The following is an 18,055-nucleotide window of genomic DNA, read 5'->3' on the forward strand; positions in this document are numbered from 1 at the left end:
TCGGTGAAGACGTCGGGCAGGCCGATCCACACAGTTGAGCCCGGTTTTTGCGCGCCAGGAGTGCCTGGCGTGATGGGATGAATTTTGTTTTTTCAGGGGGATATCTATGACCTTCAGGACGCGGACGATAAAAGCTGCCCTTCTCTCCACCGTGGCGCTTGTTCCCATCCAGGGCTTCGCCCAGGATGCATCGGATTCGATTCAACTCGACCCAATTACGATAACGGGCAATTGGCTGGATCAGCCCGACGAAGAGAAAGTTCTCAAACATCCAGGCGCACGCACAATCGTAAGCAAGGAGCAAGCCGAAGAAAGAGGTGCCGTCGACGTGCGTGACGCGCTCAATCAAATACCAGGCGTTCAGGTTCAGGACAGCAACGGGACTGGCGGCAGCGATGTTTCGCTTAATCTCGGTGTTCGAGGTCTCACGTCGCGTCTTTCACCGCGGTCAACAGTGTTGATGGATGGTATTCCACTGTCTTATGCCCCCTATGGCCAGCCGCAATTATCGCTGTTTCCGCTGACGCTTGGCAATGTCGAGACAATCGACGTCGTGCGTGGCGCCGGTTCGGTGCGCTATGGTCCACAAAACGTCGGCGGGATTATCAATTTCGTGACGCATCCGATCCCGGATGCGTTTACTGCACGCTTTGCGTCAGGCGCGGAAATTACCGGTGGCAATGGCAATGTCAAGGCGACCCCAAACGTCCTGATCGGCGGTACAAACGCAGACGGGCTGGGCGCTGCAATCCTCTATTCGGGCATTCATGGCGACGGTTATCGAGACAGCAACGATCGCACGGACATCGACGACATCATTCTCAAAGGAAAATACGAGATTTCCGATACGGATACGATCAGCGCCCAGTTTCATCATTATGAAGGTGAAGGCAGAATGCCGGGCGGGCTGACAACGGAAGAATATGCCGATAATCCCTATCAATCGACACGCAAGCATGATGAGTTTACCGGCAGACGTACCGATATCTCCGTGCGCTATCAGCACAATGACGGCGAGAACAATTTCGAGGTTCTTGGCTATTATGTAAAATCATTCCGAGGCAGTCACGTAGAACAACAGGGAACCGGAGCAAATGCGGGTCTTTACCGCCTCACGTCTGCGCCTCGCGACTACGAATATTTCGGTATCGAGCCCCGATATTCCCGTATCTTCGAAACCGGCGAGATCAATCACGAAGTGACCGTTGGTTACCGCTACCTGTGGGAGGAAAGCACCGAAGTAGCGGGTCGGACAGCATTTTATGATCGCGCAACCGGGGGGAACCCTTATAGCCTGTCGATGGACACCTACCAGACAAGCGATGGCGGAACCAAGGCGCATGCCTTCTACGTCGATGACAAGATCGAGATCGGCAACTGGACGATTACGCCCGGCGTTCGTTACGAGATGATCAGTACGCATAATACAGTAACCAATTTGTCAGCTGGCCTGGTCACGGACGTAAGCTCCCCTGAAATCGATGCCAGGGAATGGTTGCCAACGCTGTCGGTGGCCTATCAGGTTAACGATGCCTGGAGTGTTTTTGGTAACGCCGGCGTCTCTTTTGGTCCGCAGCAATACAGCCAGCTTGCCTCAACGACCGATGGCCTGCATCCGGAGAAGGCAACCACCTACGAAATCGGCACGCATTACCAGGGCGATAATTTTAAGGCAGAACTGACGGCCTTCTACATCGATTTCGACAAGGAGCTCTATCTTGGCCGTACTATCGTTGGCGAAGGTGTATGGACAGACCTTGGCGCAACGAAGCATCAGGGCATTGAAGCGGCAGCCCAATATGATCTTGGCAGTCTGCTGCCGGCTCTCGACGGGCTGTCCGTTTATGCAACCTACACCTATACGGAGGCGACCTATCAGGCGGGTGCGTTCAAAGGGAGAGATTTGCCATTCTATTCGCGACACATCGGAACTGTGGGTGCCAGCTATCGTTATCAGGACTGGATTTTCAATGCCGATGTGCTTGCCCAGTCCAAACAGCGTTCTCCCGGCACCGCCGCAGAGGGGGCGGACTACGTCACCGATGAAGATGCCACCGGCCGGCTTGGCGACATCCCGGGATACGGTATCGTCAATCTGCGCGCGGCGTATCAACCCAAAGACGCCAAATTTGCTCCAAAGTTCGCGGTCGGCGTGAAGAACCTGTTCGACAAGGAATATTTTACACGGGCGACGGATAACAATGGGGGCAAATTTGTCGGTCAGCCACGTACGTATTTCGTCAACGCATCGATCACTTTCTGATATCTGTAACGGCCCGCATCTATCGCAGGAAGATTTGCTGACATGCTCCCGGTTCGTGCAAACGCTGGGATGCAGCGCAAATTCACCTGAACTGGTTTGTCGATCATGAGTTCGATTCTGCTCAAGACCAAGGCTGCCGTGGGCCGCGCCGCCCTGTGTCAGTAAAAGAGTTCTGGACGGGTTTGGGCTCAGCCGAGATCTTGCACTTTGACCTGTCCGCGCGCTGCTGTTGGGCAAAAGGCGGCCCCGCCGCGTTGACCCGCGCTGATTGGCGACGGCGGATGGAGAACTGGATGCCTGTGCCCGACGTCCGGATGGAAAGCCCCGGTGGTCGGTCATGCCGGATAGTTTCGTATCCAATCCTCCTCGGCCCGTCACTCACCGATCTTGTTCTGCGTCTTCGTCTCGAAGTCGGAGGCGTCGTGGCGCTCATGCAGTTGCTCGGACGGATCGCCGTTCAGCCGATTGACCATACGCCCGCGCCTGACCGCCGGACGGGCAGCAATTTCGGTCGTCCAGCGCTGCACATGTCTGTAGCTCTGGACATCCAGGAAGGTGCCGGCGTCACCATAGGCCTGATTGAGCGCCAGGTTGCCGTACCAGGGCCAGATGGCCATGTCGGCGAGAGTGTATTGGGAACCGGCCATGAACCGGTTGTCCGCAAGATGGCGGTCGAGCACGTCAAGCTGGCGCTTCACTTCCATGGCATAGCGGTCGATGGCGTATTTGATGTGCATCGGTGCATAGGCATAGAAATGTCCGAAGCCGCCCCCAAGGAATGGGGCGGAGCCCATTTGCCAAAACAGCCAGTTGAACGTCTGTGCACGCGCGCCAGGCTCGCCCGGCAGGAAGGCGTCGAATTTTTCTGCGAGATAGAGCAGGATGGAAGCCGACTCGAAGACGCGGACTGGCGCACCGCCGCCCTTCGGAGCATGGTCCATGAGCGCCGGGATCTTGGAATTCGGATTGACCTCGACGAAGCCGGAACCGAACTGGTCGCCATCGCCGATGCGGATCGGCCAGGCATCATATTCGGCACCCGCATAGCCGGCGGCCAGGAGTTCTTCCAGCATGATCGTCACCTTCACGCCATTGGGCGTGGCCAGTGAATAGAGCTGCAGCGGATGCCTGCCGATCGGCAGTTCCTTGTCGTGGGTCGGGCCTGCAATCGGTCGGTTGATAGTGGCGAATGCGCCACCATTACCTTTATCCCAGGTCCAGATTGTCGGTAGCTCAATAGCCGGCGGGGAAATTGTCGGTGGGGGATTTCTCGGTCATTGAATTCAACCTCGTCTTTACGAAAACACATTAATCTACCAAGTCTGGCATCCCTCAATGCGGAAACGCAATCACTCTTCATCTGAAATACCCCTGGAAGCTGTCGATGTGCCCGCCTGGGCGCAGAAGCCGATGACATCTGACCCAAGGCGACGTGCTCGGAAAACGTCCAGGTAGACGTCGCGACATCACCTGCTTCAGCACTCGCGTGTAGGCGTCGCGGTTGAGGCCGATATCCTGGCGCTCCGATCCACAGCCGAGGAACTGTGTTAGTCGGTCGCCTTGCCGGCCACGATGTCCACCTCGAACGCGGCGATCGCCTCGAACCGTACCACGATCGCGCGCGGAACGCGAGCCGGCGGGTCATTCACCGTGATCCAGGGGAGCAAACGGTGTTGGCTGCAGGAAAGTGAATGGTATCTGGCCATGTTGAAAGCCGGATCTTACGTTGCAAATGTATCTCAATTGGTTCGCCTGCCATGGTGATATAATCGGACCATGGCAGGTATTGGTCCAATTCAAAGAATGAATCGGAATGGCTCGACAGACTCATTTCATTGATGGTTTGATGAACCGAAATGTCCGGTAATTTCGCTACATGAAGATGTTGATACATTTGTAGACACATAACGCGATTTCTGGTAGTGTCCCCCAAAATTTGATACGGAGCTATACAGTGACAGTGCAAATAAAAAAATGGGGCAACAGCGCCTCGGTCCGAATACCTGCCAAAATCATGGCAGCTGCATCACTGCACCTTGAGCAGGAGGTGGAAGTGAGCACCGATGATCAAGGCAGGGTCATTATTGCGCCGGTACAGACGCCAGTCTACCAGCTTGACGAGATGCTTAACCAGATGAGCGCGGAGACGTTTCCCGAAGAAGCAGACTTTGGTCCCGCGGTCGGTAAGGAAATCTGGTAATGCCTACAGCATACGTTCCTGACGCCGGCGATGTTGTTTGGTTGCAATTCAATCCGCAGGCCGGACACGAACAGGCAGGCCATCGGCCTGCTCTTGTCCTGTCCTCAGCCCGCTATAATGGCATTCGAGGAATGATGATTTGTTGTCCCATGTCGTCAAAAATCAAAGGCTATGTCTTTGAAGTGCAGGTATCAAAAGACCCGCCGAGTGTAATCCTGGCAGACCAGATTAAAAGCCTTGATTGGCACGCACGTAGCGCAGTTCATAAGGGGCGCGTTCCTGCTCAGATATTGTTGGAGGTAAAGGCCAAAATTAAAGCATTGCTTGCGATCTAACGCAGCTATCGCGCTTCGAGCTTTTAGAACTGCTATCCTTTCCATCTGTTGGGCAACTGCCTGGGAGAAGGTCTCTGTGAAAGCTGAAAGGATCAGCACCGCCAATCGGGATAACCCTCTCTCACCGCATCGGGCATTCTGTAAATCCGGTCAGGACATACCTACAACTTTTTCTTCGTGTAACGGGAGGGCGCTGAGTAGGTCTTTTTTCTTTGCCCGGCACAGCGGACGTTTGGCTCCAGCACAGGTACGGTAGCACGCTGGAAATATCTTGGAGCATCATAAATGACCAACGGTGCTTCCGTCCCAGTGGCCAAGGTATCAAAAGCGACAGGCCAGCACGACACCCACCTGTTAAAAGCTCCTGGAAACTATGCAAATTATGCTGAACGTGTTGGGAATACGCTCAGTTGACTCCGGCAGGGTTACCGCAAGCCCCAATTTATTATGGGAGCCGTCGTACCCTCGAAATCAGGGAGCGAAACTGCTCCATCACCTCAGCGTTCGCCGGGCTGTAAACCATCATGATGAGGTCAGATCTTCCCTCGACCGCAAAGGTCGAGAATTCAAGTTCTATAGGCCCCAGAACAGGATGGTGGAGACGCTTGATACCATCTTGGAACCCCGCGATTTCATTGTCGTCCCAAAGTGCCTTGAATTCGGGGCTGCTGGCCGAAAGCTCGTCGACCAACTGCTGAATTTCCACACCGGCACGGGCACGGGTGGCATCGGCCCGGAAAGCACCAACGACATAGCGGGCGACACTCTGCCAATCATCCTGCGCAGCACGCACCCGTTCGTCGGAGAACATCATGCGAAGGATGTTGCGCTTAGCTTTGGGAAGTTTTGCATAGTCCGTCAGGATTGCGGTTGCAGCCGCATTCCACGCCACCACATCCCATGTCGCCGTCCTGATAATGGCAGGACTGAAGGGCATGGCGTCGAGGACGCGTTGCAGCCGCGGCGTGATGCCTTCGGGCTGGTGGTATCGCGGCTCAGGCGGATGGCCGAAAGCGAGAATGTGAAGATGGTCGCGTTCGGGCTCGGTCAGCATCAGCCCGGTGGCAATCCGATCGAGCACATGTGCTGATGGCGCTCCGCCACGCCCCTGCTCCAGCCAGGTGTACCAGGTCGGGCTGATGTTCGAGCGCTGGGCGACCTCTTCGCGACGCAAGCCTGACGTGCGGCGTCGTCCGACCTGGAAGCCGAATGTCGCAGGGTCAAGCCGCATACGCCGGTCGCGCAGGAATGTGCCCAGGATGTTTTCGGAATCGCTCATGCTCATGATCCTGTTGGTAATTATACTATGATAAAGTCACTACTTTAACAGGACAATTTTTCATGAGATCAAGGGGAAAAGTCAATATCGGAGACATTCCATGCGTGTTTTCCTAACAGGTGCCACCGGTTTCATCGGGTCCCGCATTCTTCCCGAATTGCTGGCCGCAGGTCATGAAGTGATCGGCCTCACCCGCTCCAGGGCCGGAGCGAACGCCTTGGCAGCGGCGGGCGCAGGCGCGCATCTCGGAACGCTGGAGGATCCAGCCGGGCTGGCAGACGGAGCACGGGACGCAGATGCTGTCATTCATACTGCTTTTGATCATGATTTTACGAATTTCGTGGCAAATTGCGAAAAGGATCGCCGTGTCCTTGCTGCGCTCGGAGCCGTTCTGAAGGGATCGGAAAGGCCATTGCTCATCACTTCGGGCGTTGGGATGGGAGATCCGGGTAATGGTCAACCTGCCATGGAAGACATTTTCGATGCGCATCATTTCAATCCGCGCATTGCGTCGGAACTGGCAGGACAGGCCTTGCTTGAAGCAGGCGTGAACCTGTCCGTCGTGCGGCTCCCTCAGGTACACGATACCGTCAAGCAGGGCCTGATCTCCCCCTATATCGCGATGGCACGGGACAAGGGTGTGGTCGCCTATGTCGGACAAGGCGCCAACTGTTGGGCGGCCGGCCACGTACTCGATGTGGCGAAGCTCTATGTCCTTGCTCTCGAGCGTGCCGAGGCAGGTGCGCGTTACCATGCTGTTGCGGAAGAAGGCGTGGCGGCGCGGGATATAGCCGAGGTGGTTGCCGCCGGCCTCGATCTTCCGGTTGTCTCTCTGTCGCCGGACGAGGCGGCACCGCATTTCGGTTGGTTCGCCATGTTCGCCGCCGCAGACATAGTGGCATCCAGCGCACAGACGCGGGAGAAACTGGGCTGGGTACCGACTGGTCCGCGCTTGCTCGAAGACCTGCAGCAGATGGATTATTCCGTGAAAACGGCCTGACGTGGCCTGCTGCTTTCAATCGTTAAATGCCGAGACAAAGGCCGCCTGAACGGCGGCCTTTGAATCTTACATGGAACCGGCAGATCCGGGTATCCTGGCCGCCCGAATCAAGGGAGCGTGCAGTCGGAAGCCTGGCTGCAGCGTTCGCTTCGAGCCTCATGTAAGCCGCTCAGCGAGTTATGCCGTGGCTGAAAGCGACCAACGCGCGTATGGCTCTTGCAGATTGATGCTCGGTTCCACGGCGGTGCTCGCTATTGATAAATCGTTTTGACGGTGATCAGGCTGACCGCACGAATCGGTCGATCAGCCACCCGGTGGCGGGTCCGGGCGGCGACTCGGTCCGATAGATTGCTTCCATGGCATAGAAGCTGGTATTCCATTCCGGCAGTGCAAGCTTCTTCAGCCGCCTCTTGGCGATATCGGCACGCACCATCGGTTCGGGCATACCCCCCCAACCGATGCCGGCCAGCAGCAGGGCGTGCTTCGAGCCAAGATCGGCAAGACGCCACGATCGCCCGGCGATCACTCCATAATCCCGTCCCTCGGTCATTGTTGAACGATCCGCAAGCACAAGCTGTACATGGTTGCGGGCCATGCCGGGCAGGATAGTCGCATCGCGGGCCAGCGGATGGTCCGGAGCGGCAACCGGCACCAGCTCAACCCCGCCAATGCCGACCCGCTCAAGACCAACAACAGCGGGATGACCCGGCCCCCTGATGCCGACCGTCGCTGCACCCGACAGTACGAGCTGCGTCACGGCGCCCAGGGCCTCGATATGCAAACGGAGAGTGACCGTCGGGAATTGCCGCTCGAAGGCCCGGAGGACATCGACCAGGCGGTCCGTGGGCAGCATGACGTCCACAACGATCGAGACTTCCGACTCCAAACCACCGAGCATGCCGTTGATCCGGGCACGCAAGCCGCTCACGTCGGCCCAGATGGTCCGCGCATCTATCAGCACCGCCGCGCCCATTGTGGTGAGTGTCGGTTTGCGGGTCTGGTCGCGGTCGAACAACTGTACGGCGAGCTGCTGCTCCAGATTGGCAATCGCGTAGCTGATGGCCGAGGTCGCTCGCCCCAATTTGCGGCCAGCGGCCGCGAAACTGCCCGTTTCGACGACGGTGAGGAACACGTGGAGTTGATCCAGGCTTGGCACTGCGGGTCCCGGCATTTCTAAAATCCTGAACGTTATTCCCAGTATTTTACGGGTTTTTGTATCAGCGCCAAGTCTTACCTTCATGGGCAACAGCAATCAACGCGACGTTCGAATGCGGTCGAGATCAGACACCACACAACCACGCAAGGGACAATTCCGATGCCAAAGCTTCTCGTTCTCTACTATTCATCCTATGGCCACATCCAAGCAATGGCGCAGGCCGTGGCCGAGGGCGCCCGGTCGGCAGGTGCGGCAGTCGACATCAAGCGGGTTCCCGAAACTGTTCCCGACGAAGTCGCCAACGCTGCCCATTTCAAGCTGGACCAGACTGCTCCCATCGCCACAGTCGAGGAACTCGCCGACTATGATGCCATCATCGTCGGCACACCGACGCGGTATGGCCGTATGTCGTCGCAGATGGCGAGCTTCCTGGACCAAACCGGCGGTCTGTGGAGACGAGGCGCACTGAACGGCAAGATCGGCGGAGCCTTCACGTCCAGTGGCACCCAGCACGGCGGTCAGGAAATGACGCTGTTCTCCGTCATCACGAACCTGCTGCACTTTGGTATGGTCATCGTCGGACTGCCCTACAGTTTTCAGGGGCAGATGCGAGTGGATGAGGTCACTGGTGGTAGCCCGTACGGTGCAACGACAATCTCCGGTGGTGACGGAACGCGGCAGCCTACCGAAAATGAACTGGCCGGCGCCCGCGTCCAGGGCGAACTGATCGCTCAAACGGCCAGGAAACAGTTGGCGTGATGTGTGCAGTCGTAAGCTGAAGCCTGGTGCTCTCATGGCCATGTCAGGGGTTCGAGATGAGCGCGGAAAGACAAGTGCTATGAACAAGACAGTCATTGGAAAAGTGGATCTGGAAGCCAAGCCAGTCGCCCCGGGACTTAGCGGTGTTGGTATATTTGCCAAAGATTATCCCATCGAACCATACCTGATGTTTTCGGAGTTCAGGATGTCGTTGCCGGTATTTGGCCCGCATCCCCACGCCGGTATTTCGGTGATGACCTATATGCGGCCCGACAGCCAGGACAGCTTCATCAATCGGGATGATCTCAGCGGATTGAGCTTCATTGAGCCTGGCGGGCTGCACATCATGCAGGCAGGCGCCGGCATGCACCACGACGAATTCCCGAAGACGGAGGGTGTCGAAACCAGAGGTTTCCAGATCTGGTTCAATCACGCCGAAAAAGACCGCCTGGTTACACCACAATCAATTCATGTCGATCCCGATGATGTACCGGAAGTCGAAGACGACCATGCACGGGTCAGGATCGTCCATGGAACCTATGCCGGGAAAAGCACGCCCTACCAGATGGTGACTGACGCTGACCTGCTGCACGTCTATCTCAAGCCGAACAAGATATTCCGGATCGCTGCCAGGGAAATGGCGTTTGTATATGGGCTCGAAGGCAGCGCAAGCACAGGCGGGACGAATATAGCGCCGCAGACACTCGTCAACTTTTCTGCAGAAGGCAAGAACGTGGTTATTACCGCTGGCAAAACTGGCCTGCAATTCATGTTTGGAGGAGGCACACCGATAAACGAGCCAATCCTCTACGGAGGTCCGTTCGTTGCCACCACTTCCGAGCAAATGGCCGAGATACGGCAAAGATATGAACGTGGCGAAATGGGTGTGCTCGAACCTTACAAACAAACGGGTGAGACCAGCGCAGATACCAGCGAATTTTGACCCGGTTCTTCGCCGTAAACCAAGAGAAGTGTAACAATGAAACTTAGCCGAAAAGAACTCGTCGATCGTTTGGTTAAGGCAGGAGTGAAATCGACAGCGCGTCACCAGACGAGATCGCCACGTACTTCGACACCCAGAAGTTTCGGTTCCATAGTCCGGATGGCGCCGAAACCGACTATGAGGGCTTGCAAGTATACTTCAAATCGATCTGCGAGGCTTTCAACGACCGCTCGATCCGACGCGGCAGCATTATCGTGGCAGGCAACCAGGTTGCCTGCCAGACCTGGATCGAGGGTTGCTTTGTCCGGGAATTCACTATGTCACCCGCCGGGTCTCTTCCGCCGAACGGAAGCAGGGTCACCTAGTGTCCTGATTAACATATTCGTCTCCAATGACGAGGGTCGTTTGATGGAGGAATTCGTCCGAACGGACAATCGCAGTTTCCTCCGCCAGCCTGGAGCCTAAGGGAAATAAGCCTGAGGCATATCTGCCTGCTTGAAGGAGAATGGCATTGGGCATCGAAGGCAAGGTGGTCGCCATCACAGGCGCAAGCAGCGGGATCGGCCGAGCGACGGCGAATTTGTTGGCAGAACGTGGCGCTTTCGTTGTGGCAGGCGCTCGCAACGAAGAGGCGCTTGCGGCGTGCGTGGACGAGATTGCCGCCGCTGGCGGCAAGGTAGCGCTGAAGGTGGCCGACGTTCGTAGCCGGGGCGATCTCGAAGCGCTGGTCGCATTGGCGATTGAGCGCGCCGGCAGGCCCGATGCCATCGTCAACAATGCCGGGATCGGTCCAATATCACGCTTCGACGCGCTACGCGTCGACGATTGGGACGCCATGATCGACGTCAATCTGCGCGGCACGCTTTATGGTATCGCCGCCGCCCTTCCTGTGTTCGCGCGCCGGGGAAGCGGCCATGTGATCAACGTTGTCTCGACGGCGGGCATCAAAATAGTCCCGACGATGGGCGTCTACGCCACTACCAAGAATGCAGTGCTTACAGCTACCGAGGCGTTGAGGCAGGAGGCAGGACGAACCTTCGTGTAACCGAGATTTCTGGCGGGTATCTGCGGGCTCTGACTGAAAAGGCGAGGGCAGGGGAGTTCTCCGTCGGTCCAATGCTTATGGCAGGTCTTCGCATGTACGGCCGAGAAGACCGTGCAACTGGATGATGGGATTTCTGAGCATAAAAACGGATAAGCCCTATGCATCTGATTGAATATCGCTATTTTTGACGCTATATAACGTCATAAGTGCTGTAGTAGATTGGAAGGTAACACCATGAGTTTGGCTCAATATGCTGATGATGGCCTTTTCGCACCGCGCAAGATTGCAGATGCGTTTAGGACGACGAGCGATGAAATTGCCCGAACCATCGGACTTGGAAAAGATGCGGTGCAGCGTAAAGAGCGTGTTCGGTCCGACAAGACGCAACGACGTCTGCGAGAGATGGTTGAGATAATCAACAAGGTCGAGGCGCGTTTCGGATCAGGTCTTATAGCTTATGCCTGGTACCGGTCAGAGCCGCTCTCCGGATTTTCTGGGCAGACAGCAATGCAACTTGTGCGAAACGGCAGATCTGACGATGTGCTTGAATATATAGATGCGGTCGATGCAGGCGTTCATGCCTGATTATGCTGATGCATTATCGAGGAAAGCTGTATCGCGCACTCAATCCCATCTATGCCCGTGAACCATTGTCTGGGCGTGGCGCTCAACTCTACGGAGGGCGGTTTAATCCCAAGGGTATGCTAGCGCTCTATTTATCGCTTTCAGTGATGACGGCTTTGAGAGAGGCCAATCAGGTGGGTAGTCTTCAACCGACCACACTGGTCTCTTATGATGCCGAGATTGAGCGCATCTTTGATTGCAGAAATGTTGCAGCACTCAGGACTTGGGATATGGAGGCTGATATGCTGGCAGACCCAACATGGCGCGAGCAGATGAAAGCCACGGGTGAAGCCAGAACACAAACATTTGCCAGAGATTTGATTGCGGCTGACTATCAGGGGCTTCTCGTACGAAGCTTTGCTCCTGGCGCATCCGAAGTCGATCTCAATCTCGTGCTCTGGAAATGGAATGATACAGCTAGCTCTCGCCTCAGTCTGATTGACGACGAGAACCGGTTATCAAGATAGGGGCCATGCTACTCGTACTTCACTCACGATCCGATCTACAACCTTCACCACTTCCCTCGCAATCAATTCAACTCTAACGATTATCGAAACCCACGCCAGGCTGCCACTCACATGTGGCGCGAAATTGCGTGCTCGAAAAGCGCCTGAAAAAACGCGCAAAGATCAAACTGCGTCGACTGCAAAGTTAAGGTTACGGTGCCCTCGGGAGAGTGCCTCATCCGCACTGAACAAGTCGAAAGCTGAAGAGTTCTTGTCAGTGCAGCTTGAACTCGCCGTCGATGCAGCGCCATTCGTTCGGGCCGATTAGATGCTGATGCGTGTATCGGACTGAATGCAGTGGTCCGTCAAGGTTAGTCTGCCAGAAATCCAGGAACTTCTGCATTTGCGGAAAATCGGGTGCCAGATCATAGTCCTGCCAGACATAGGTCTGCAGAAGAGATCCGAAGTCGGGAATGCGGTAGAGGATATGCGCAGTGGTGAGACCATAGCCGTTGAACTGTCGCTCCAGATCCGATGAAAATCGCATTGCTTCATCTCCGTTTCATCACGGTCGAAAATTGCCGCAAAAAATTTCCGCAATCAATATTTTTTTAACGCATAAGGTCAGTTTCTTGTTTCTTTCCAATATGTTGGCAGCAATGCACGGCGAGTGCTAATTTTTTCTCGGTTCCCCTTGAAATGGCAAAATCCTAAAACCAAATCAATTTGCGCAAAATGCTCGAGAGAGATTTTGCTCCCGCCCGGACTGGTCATCCGGTCCGGTCAGGGGAACACGTCATCATTGTTTGTCCATTGGAGGAAAACATGTCGTTTAGACCACTGCATGATCGCATACTCGTCCGCCGGGTTGAATCTCAAGAGAAAACCAAGGGCGGCATCATCATTCCCGATACCGCCAAGGAAAAGCCGCAGGAAGGAGAGGTTATCGCAGCAGGCCCCGGCGCGCGCGATGATACGGGACAGATCCAGGCGCTCGATGTCAAAGCCGGCGACCATATCCTGTTCGGCAAATGGTCCGGTACTGAAATCAGGATCAACGGTGAAGACCTGCTGATCATGAAGGAAAGCGATGTCCTGGGGGTCATCGACGCGCAGGCTCAGCACAAACAAGCCGCCTGACGTGCCTCTGAAGTTCAGTCTAACAGTTAATTATAGCTGCCTAATGAAGGAGTGAAAAAATGGCCGTGAAAGACGTCAAATTCAACACCGATGCCCGTGATCGAATGCTGCGCGGCGTCGATGTGCTCGCTAATGCCGTGAAGGTAACCCTCGGCCCGAAAGGCCGCAACGTCGTTATCGACAAATCCTTCGGTGCGCCACGCATTACCAAGGACGGTGTATCGGTTGCCAAGGAAATCGAACTGGAAGACAAGTTTGAAAACATGGGTGCCCAGATGCTGCGTGAGGTCGCTTCCAAAACCAACGATCTTGCCGGCGACGGCACGACCACGGCGACCGTGCTTGCCCAGGCTATCGTAAAGGAAGGCGCCAAGGCGGTTGCTTCGGGCATGAATCCGATGGACCTGAAGCGTGGGATCGACCTTGCTGTTGACGCCGTCGTCAGCGAACTAAAGATCAATGCCCGCAAGATCTCCAACAATTCGGAGATAGCTCAGGTCGGCACCATCTCGGCCAATGGCGATGAGGAAATCGGTCGTTATCTTGCCGAAGCAATGGAAAAGGTCGGAAACGAGGGTGTAATCACTGTAGAGGAAGCCAAAACTGCCGAGACCGAACTCGAGGTTGTCGAAGGCATGCAGTTTGACCGCGGTTATCTCTCGCCGTACTTCGTCACCAATCAGGACAAGATGCGAGTCGAACTCGAAGATCCCTATATCCTGATTCATGAGAAGAAGCTTTCGAACCTCCAGGCCATGCTTCCGCTGCTCGAAGCTGTCGTGCAATCCGGCAAGCCCCTCCTGATCATTGCTGAAGACGTCGAGGGTGAAGCTCTCGCAACGCTCGTCGTCAACAAGCTACGCGGCGGCCTCAAGATCGCTGCCGTAAAAGCTCCGGGTTTCGGTGATAGCCGCAAGGCGATGCTTGAGGACATTGCCATTCTCACCGGTGGCAGTGTCATCTCCGAAGATCTCGGCATCAAGCTGGAGAATGTTACGCTCAACATGCTCGGTCGCGCGAAGAAAGTCGCGATCGAAAAGGAGAACACAACGATCATCGATGGAGTGGGCTCCAAGACCGAAATCAATGGTCGCGTCGCCCAAATCAAGGCCCAGATCGAAGAAACCAGCTCCGATTACGACCGTGAGAAACTGCAGGAACGCCTTGCCAAGCTCGCTGGCGGTGTGGCTGTGATCCGCGTTGGCGGCTCCACGGAAGTTGAAGTAAAGGAGAAGAAGGATCGCGTCGATGATGCCCTGCATGCCACGCGCGCGGCCGTAGAGGAAGGTATCCTGCCAGGTGGCGGGGTGGCGCTGCTGCGTGCCGTCAAAGCGCTGGACAATCTCAATGCGGCCAACCAGGACCAGCGCGTTGGCGTCGATATTGTCCGCCGCGCAATAGAGGCACCCGTCCGTCAGATCGCCGAGAACGCTGGCGCTGAAGGATCGTTGATCGTCGGCAAGCTGCGGGAGAAGAAGGAGTTCTCCTACGGCTGGAACGCCCAGACCGGCGAATATGGCGATCTTTACGCCCAGGGCGTCATTGATCCGGCAAAGGTGGTACGCGCGGCGCTTCAGGATGCAGCATCTGTGGCTGGCCTGCTGGTGACAACGGAAGCCATGATTGCCGAGAAGCCCAGGAAGGAATCCGCTCCAGCCATGCCTGCTGGTCCGGGCATGGACTTCTAGGGCAGGCATTCTCGCCCGCCCTTTTACCGGGGGCGGGCGACCTGCATAACCTTGCAGGGTTATCTCCCTGCAATTCACACTGTTTCAGCCAGAACTTGAACGAGGATGGCGTATCTCACACAGAATATCGATCGGTTCCCGGCTACGATACTCCAAAAACATACGGTTGAATGCCCGTGCGCTGCCACCAGTACGGTTGATTGAGCGAAGAGTTGACAGACTGATGCGGCATGGCACTTTTGACTTTTCCCAGTTCGATGGCCCAATGCGGCTGCAAGCCAACCTCATGTCCGGTACTGGCGGAATGCCTTTGACATTGGAAGATGGGTCGAAAATCCAGATCAACGCCTCATCGACCGTTGCCTTCCGTTTCGAAGGAAACCGGCGCATTGTCAAGCTTCTGCGCGGGCGGGCCTTCTTTGAGGTCACCGCCGATGCCAGCAGGCCATCTTCCGTCGAAGCGAGTAGCACGCATTTCACCGCGCTCGATACGGCTTTCGATGTCCGGGTAGGGGATACTGAAACAGATGTGACGGTCACTCAACACGCAGTGGTCATATAACCTCGAATTGGTGTTTCATGGGCAGTGCAGGTGAATGAAGGCGAGCAGGTTTCCCGGGGGTCTGCGACAGGCATCAGTCCAACGCGAAAGATTGATAGTGGTACTGCGCCTGCATGGGGCGAAGCAGCTTTCCGTCGACGATGCGCCACTTTCCTATGTGGCGGAGGAAATAGGGCGGCTACGCACCGCAGTACAGGAGCCCATCGGGCACCATTGAGGGATTGCGACCCTGGGGTTGATCTACGCTCTCATCGCCAGCGTCGCATATATGGCGGTCTATGTTTTCGGCAAGACGCGTCGCAATCCATTCTTCTTGCGTACCCAACTGTTAGCCGGCGCCTTCGTTTTATGTCTGGCTTTCACAGACTAAGTCTTTACCGGCTAATATGCCAACCACGCAAAGACTGCCCCGCCGAATGTGACCACAATTATCATCGCGATGGCGCGTTCAGGTCCCACCGTGGCAGCTATCATTACATCGAACAGGCTCTGGATGGTGCAAAATGCGGAGATCGCACCGACCAGCAAAGCGCCCCAACGAATTGTTGACCAAAATGAACTTCCAGTGGGCGGCACTTCTCCACCATAGAAGAAAAGCCCGAGGCCGATCACTGAGACAACAGCGAAGAATGCACATGTTGCAATCGTAGCTTTTGTCTCTGTCTCGCGCTCCCTGGCTGAGTATTCGGGGAAAATTCTAAACTTCATGTCTGGTTTCATATCAAATAACTGGTGCCTTCGATACTCCTACCCGCCCCGATCTGAGCCTGCAACCGGGATCGGCCGCTCGGACCGGGGCGGGTGCCGTACAGAGCTCAAAGTGACACTTCAACTTTGCACAACTCGCGACGCTTCTACCTGGCTGCCACAGGCTCTTCTGCGAAACGACCCATATTTGCGTCAATTCCATGCTCTCGGCTCGGCTCCGCTCAACGCGATCCTTGACGCGGTTTTCCCGGAGTGGAGGAGGAATTGTAGACCTTAAGGCAGCAATCAGTGCCCACGAGGATCTGCTGTTATCGGCCTTTTCAAAATAAGGTTATTTGCAATCGTCGCAGCACTAGCCCTGGCCAATTCAAGGAGGCCTACCGGAGGCTTTAAATGGATTTGTGCACGCTATGCCGATACATCTCCTTCGACGCATAACGGCCACACCAAAGTGCGTTGGAGCGCCATTTTGTTGGTGGAAAACATTCATTGTGGTTGCCAGTCTTCCCTTTCCCACTGAAACGGAGGATTTTTTCAGGTACACTGACCTATGGAATTACCCAAGATCACTGTCGCGGCAGTTATACTGGCAGCCGGTCAGGCAACCAGAATGCGTAATCACAGCCATAAGTTACTGGCAAAGTTCGATGGCGTCCCACTGATTAGACGAACAGTTGCAATCGCAATGGCAAGTATGTCGTCGTCCGTTACAATTGTCACGGGCTATAAGCGTGAAGATATAGAGAGCTGCATTGATGGTATGGGCGCCCATGTTGTCCATAACCCGGACTTTTCGGTCGGTATCGCGAGCTCTATTGTAGCTGGAATTTCCGAAGAACGCGTAAGTTCCGCCGGCGGTGCAATAGTTCTGCTTGCCGATATGCCGAAAGTGCAAACTGAACATTTGAATAGACTGATCACGATATTTCGGGAGAACAACGGCAACTCCATTGTTCGTGCCGTATCGGGAAGGGTTCCAGGTCACCCGGTCATCCTGCCCTCAACGTTCTACGAAAGGGTGACAACGTTGAAAGGCGATTTCGGGGCCCGGCAAATATTGGATGTCTTCGAGCTTGATGTAATTGAGGTGGAGATCGGAAATGCAGCCATTTACGACGTAGACACGCCGGAAGCAATCATTGCAGCGGGCGGTTTGCTTGATCGAGAGGCCAACCAAACCGGACCATAAGCGGGATGTTCTGGATGCCCGATGAGTCTTGGGCTTCTCGCAATTGTTTCCCGGCCATTTGTCTACAACGGACACGCTGCCCCGGTCCTGGCCCATGCCTCGATCAATTCGCCAAACGCTTCCTGAGTTCCCGGAGCCGGTTCACGGCCTTCACCAGGTCGCCACGCCCAGCCGACCAGACTGTCATGCGCCATGTGCTCAACGATTTCATCGATCGATTTGCCACCATTTCGCTGCCGGTCTTTTATCTGCGCGCAGATGGCACCCAGGTTTTTTCCTTCCCAAGCCATTTCTATCGGTGCCAGATGCCAATTTGGATTGCCGGGGATACTTTTAATGGTTTCTGACTGCCCAATGACCGGAACATTTTCCGAGCCATGGCAGGTGGTGCACATCATGCCCGGAACGCCCATACCGCCGTCGCCGCGGGTAACCGGGGGCTGATGTGGGTGCATGGAGATATTCTGCAGTGGCCGGTCGGTTGCCGGATGACAATTGACGCATCGCGGATGCTGGATAACTTTCCCTGCCTCTTCAAAAAGGGCGACTGAACGCTGCTTTTCATCGGTGATCGACTGAAAGGTCGATGTTGGCCTCAAATCCGCAGGTGTGGGTGCAACTTTCTCCTGCGCCCATGAAATATTGGAAACAGCGATTACCGCATTGAGAACAAGGCACACAGATATCGAGGTGAATGTAAGATTCCGTCTCATCCTGC

18 protein-coding genes and 2 pseudogenes are annotated in these 18,055 nt (G+C 55.6%); 14 read left to right on the forward strand and 6 right to left on the reverse strand.

Annotated elements, in window-relative coordinates; genetic code table 11:
- The first annotated feature begins 106 nt into the window (after positions 1–106).
- Positions 107–2,263, forward strand: coding sequence for a TonB-dependent siderophore receptor (locus ABKW30_RS10970; RefSeq protein ID WP_348598921.1), 2,157 nt, complete (start codon positions 107–109; stop codon positions 2,261–2,263).
- 374 nt (positions 2,264–2,637) lie between these two features.
- Here the strand turns inward: ABKW30_RS10970 and yghU are convergent.
- Positions 2,638–3,541: pseudogene (yghU, locus tag ABKW30_RS10975) on the reverse strand (glutathione-dependent disulfide-bond oxidoreductase).
- Between the two features lie 682 nt (positions 3,542–4,223).
- Here yghU and ABKW30_RS10980 point away from each other — a divergent pair.
- Both ABKW30_RS10980 and mazF read left to right on the forward strand, forming a co-directional pair.
- Positions 4,224–4,463 (forward strand): AbrB/MazE/SpoVT family DNA-binding domain-containing protein, encoded by a 240-nt coding sequence (locus ABKW30_RS10980; RefSeq protein ID WP_348599011.1) that lies wholly within the window; start codon positions 4,224–4,226, stop codon positions 4,461–4,463.
- A complete protein-coding gene (gene mazF / locus ABKW30_RS10985) occupies positions 4,463–4,798 on the forward strand; it encodes an endoribonuclease MazF (protein WP_348598922.1) in 336 nt (111 codons plus the stop codon). Before ABKW30_RS10980 ends, mazF begins: the two co-directional genes overlap by 1 nt.
- Before the next feature lie 445 nt (positions 4,799–5,243).
- Here mazF and ABKW30_RS10990 read toward each other — a convergent pair whose 3' ends face one another.
- The gene (locus ABKW30_RS10990; RefSeq protein ID WP_348598923.1) at positions 5,244–6,077 is read right to left on the reverse strand and encodes a helix-turn-helix transcriptional regulator; all 834 of its coding nucleotides are present in this window, start codon (positions 6,075–6,077) and stop codon (positions 5,244–5,246) included.
- A 100-nt stretch (positions 6,078–6,177) separates the two neighbouring features.
- Here ABKW30_RS10990 and ABKW30_RS10995 point away from each other — a divergent pair, with 100 nt between their 5' ends.
- Entirely contained in the window at positions 6,178–7,077 is a 900-nt protein-coding gene (locus ABKW30_RS10995) for an SDR family oxidoreductase (protein ID WP_348598924.1), read from the forward strand.
- A 277-nt stretch (positions 7,078–7,354) separates the two neighbouring features.
- Here ABKW30_RS10995 and ABKW30_RS11000 read toward each other — a convergent pair whose 3' ends face one another.
- Positions 7,355–8,248, reverse strand: coding sequence for a LysR family transcriptional regulator (locus ABKW30_RS11000; protein ID WP_348598925.1), 894 nt, complete (start codon positions 8,246–8,248; stop codon positions 7,355–7,357).
- 144 nt (positions 8,249–8,392) lie between these two features.
- Between ABKW30_RS11000 and wrbA the strand changes: the two genes are divergently transcribed.
- From wrbA to ABKW30_RS11025, 5 genes and pseudogenes are all read left to right on the forward strand, one after another.
- Complete coding sequence (gene wrbA / locus ABKW30_RS11005) at positions 8,393–8,992, forward strand: NAD(P)H:quinone oxidoreductase (RefSeq protein ID WP_348598926.1); 600 nt, start codon at positions 8,393–8,395, stop codon at positions 8,990–8,992.
- A gap of 79 nt (positions 8,993–9,071) precedes the next feature.
- Positions 9,072–9,935 (forward strand): pirin-like C-terminal cupin domain-containing protein, encoded by an 864-nt coding sequence (locus ABKW30_RS11010; RefSeq protein WP_348598927.1) that lies wholly within the window; start codon positions 9,072–9,074, stop codon positions 9,933–9,935.
- 505 nt (positions 9,936–10,440) lie between these two features.
- Positions 10,441–11,063 (forward strand): annotated as a pseudogene (locus ABKW30_RS11015) (SDR family NAD(P)-dependent oxidoreductase); the annotation flags it as partial.
- Between the two features lie 151 nt (positions 11,064–11,214).
- Entirely contained in the window at positions 11,215–11,565 is a 351-nt protein-coding gene (locus tag ABKW30_RS11020) for a hypothetical protein (protein ID WP_348598928.1), read from the forward strand.
- Between the two features lie 8 nt (positions 11,566–11,573).
- Positions 11,574–12,071: an RES family NAD+ phosphorylase gene (locus ABKW30_RS11025; protein WP_348598929.1), complete on the forward strand. Its 498-nt coding sequence runs from the start codon at positions 11,574–11,576 to the stop codon at positions 12,069–12,071.
- 253 nt (positions 12,072–12,324) lie between these two features.
- Here ABKW30_RS11025 and ABKW30_RS11030 read toward each other — a convergent pair whose 3' ends face one another.
- Positions 12,325–12,597 carry an usg protein gene (locus ABKW30_RS11030; RefSeq protein WP_348598930.1) on the reverse strand — a complete coding sequence of 91 codons (273 nt, stop codon included), beginning with the start codon at positions 12,595–12,597 and terminating at the stop codon, positions 12,325–12,327.
- Positions 12,598–12,875: 278 nt separating this feature from the next.
- On the opposite strand from ABKW30_RS11030, the gene ABKW30_RS11035 reads away from it, so the two are divergent.
- The 4 genes from ABKW30_RS11035 to ABKW30_RS11050 all read left to right on the forward strand — a co-directional run bounded on the left by ABKW30_RS11035 (position 12,876) and on the right by ABKW30_RS11050 (position 15,657).
- Positions 12,876–13,190 carry a co-chaperone GroES gene (locus ABKW30_RS11035; protein WP_348598931.1) on the forward strand — a complete coding sequence of 105 codons (315 nt, stop codon included), beginning with the start codon at positions 12,876–12,878 and terminating at the stop codon, positions 13,188–13,190.
- Positions 13,191–13,249: 59 nt separating this feature from the next.
- Entirely contained in the window at positions 13,250–14,878 is a 1,629-nt protein-coding gene (gene groL / locus ABKW30_RS11040) for a chaperonin GroEL (protein ID WP_348598932.1), read from the forward strand.
- Positions 14,879–15,101: 223 nt separating this feature from the next.
- Positions 15,102–15,440 carry a FecR domain-containing protein gene (locus ABKW30_RS11045; RefSeq protein ID WP_348598934.1) on the forward strand — a complete coding sequence of 113 codons (339 nt, stop codon included), beginning with the start codon at positions 15,102–15,104 and terminating at the stop codon, positions 15,438–15,440.
- Between the two features lie 34 nt (positions 15,441–15,474).
- A complete protein-coding gene (locus tag ABKW30_RS11050; RefSeq protein WP_348598935.1) occupies positions 15,475–15,657 on the forward strand; it encodes a hypothetical protein in 183 nt (60 codons plus the stop codon).
- A 164-nt stretch (positions 15,658–15,821) separates the two neighbouring features.
- Here the strand turns inward: ABKW30_RS11050 and ABKW30_RS11055 are convergent, their stop codons facing one another.
- Positions 15,822–16,148: a hypothetical protein gene (locus ABKW30_RS11055; RefSeq protein ID WP_348598936.1), complete on the reverse strand. Its 327-nt coding sequence runs from the start codon at positions 16,146–16,148 to the stop codon at positions 15,822–15,824.
- A 550-nt stretch (positions 16,149–16,698) separates the two neighbouring features.
- Between ABKW30_RS11055 and ABKW30_RS11060 the strand changes: the two genes are divergently transcribed.
- The gene (locus tag ABKW30_RS11060) at positions 16,699–17,337 is read left to right on the forward strand and encodes a nucleotidyltransferase family protein (protein WP_348598937.1); all 639 of its coding nucleotides are present in this window, start codon (positions 16,699–16,701) and stop codon (positions 17,335–17,337) included.
- A 62-nt stretch (positions 17,338–17,399) separates the two neighbouring features.
- On the opposite strand, the gene ABKW30_RS11065 is transcribed toward ABKW30_RS11060, so the two are convergent.
- Entirely contained in the window at positions 17,400–18,050 is a 651-nt protein-coding gene (locus ABKW30_RS11065) for an Isoquinoline 1-oxidoreductase subunit (protein ID WP_348598938.1), read from the reverse strand.
- Positions 18,051–18,055 lie beyond the last annotated feature (5 nt).

The sequence above is a fragment of the Phyllobacterium sp. SB3 genome (assembly GCF_040009165.1).
GTDB lineage: Bacteria > Pseudomonadota > Alphaproteobacteria > Rhizobiales > Rhizobiaceae > Phyllobacterium.

Excerpts from the sequence above, each read along its gene's own strand:
- groL (WP_348598932.1), top strand. The coding sequence starts at position 13,250 with ATGGCCGTGAAAGACGTCAAATTCAACACCGATGCCCGTGATCGAATG.
- ABKW30_RS11025 (WP_348598929.1), top strand. The coding sequence starts at position 11,574 with ATGCATTATCGAGGAAAGCTGTATCGCGCACTCAATCCCATCTATGCC.
- ABKW30_RS11060 (WP_348598937.1), top strand. The coding sequence starts at position 16,699 with ATGGAATTACCCAAGATCACTGTCGCGGCAGTTATACTGGCAGCCGGT.
- ABKW30_RS11020 (WP_348598928.1), top strand. The coding sequence starts at position 11,215 with ATGAGTTTGGCTCAATATGCTGATGATGGCCTTTTCGCACCGCGCAAG.
- ABKW30_RS11000 (WP_348598925.1), bottom strand. The coding sequence starts at position 8,248 with ATGCCGGGACCCGCAGTGCCAAGCCTGGATCAACTCCACGTGTTCCTC.
- mazF (WP_348598922.1), top strand. The coding sequence starts at position 4,463 with ATGCCTACAGCATACGTTCCTGACGCCGGCGATGTTGTTTGGTTGCAA.
- ABKW30_RS11055 (WP_348598936.1), bottom strand. The coding sequence starts at position 16,148 with ATGAAGTTTAGAATTTTCCCCGAATACTCAGCCAGGGAGCGCGAGACA.
- ABKW30_RS11035 (WP_348598931.1), top strand. The coding sequence starts at position 12,876 with ATGTCGTTTAGACCACTGCATGATCGCATACTCGTCCGCCGGGTTGAA.
- ABKW30_RS11010 (WP_348598927.1), top strand. The coding sequence starts at position 9,072 with ATGAACAAGACAGTCATTGGAAAAGTGGATCTGGAAGCCAAGCCAGTC.
- ABKW30_RS10990 (WP_348598923.1), bottom strand. The coding sequence starts at position 6,077 with ATGAGCGATTCCGAAAACATCCTGGGCACATTCCTGCGCGACCGGCGT.
- ABKW30_RS10995 (WP_348598924.1), top strand. The coding sequence starts at position 6,178 with ATGCGTGTTTTCCTAACAGGTGCCACCGGTTTCATCGGGTCCCGCATT.
- ABKW30_RS10970 (WP_348598921.1), top strand. The coding sequence starts at position 107 with ATGACCTTCAGGACGCGGACGATAAAAGCTGCCCTTCTCTCCACCGTG.
- ABKW30_RS11065 (WP_348598938.1), bottom strand. The coding sequence starts at position 18,050 with ATGAGACGGAATCTTACATTCACCTCGATATCTGTGTGCCTTGTTCTC.
- wrbA (WP_348598926.1), top strand. The coding sequence starts at position 8,393 with ATGCCAAAGCTTCTCGTTCTCTACTATTCATCCTATGGCCACATCCAA.
- ABKW30_RS11045 (WP_348598934.1), top strand. The coding sequence starts at position 15,102 with ATGCGGCATGGCACTTTTGACTTTTCCCAGTTCGATGGCCCAATGCGG.
- ABKW30_RS11050 (WP_348598935.1), top strand. The coding sequence starts at position 15,475 with ATGAAGGCGAGCAGGTTTCCCGGGGGTCTGCGACAGGCATCAGTCCAA.
- ABKW30_RS11030 (WP_348598930.1), bottom strand. The coding sequence starts at position 12,597 with ATGCGATTTTCATCGGATCTGGAGCGACAGTTCAACGGCTATGGTCTC.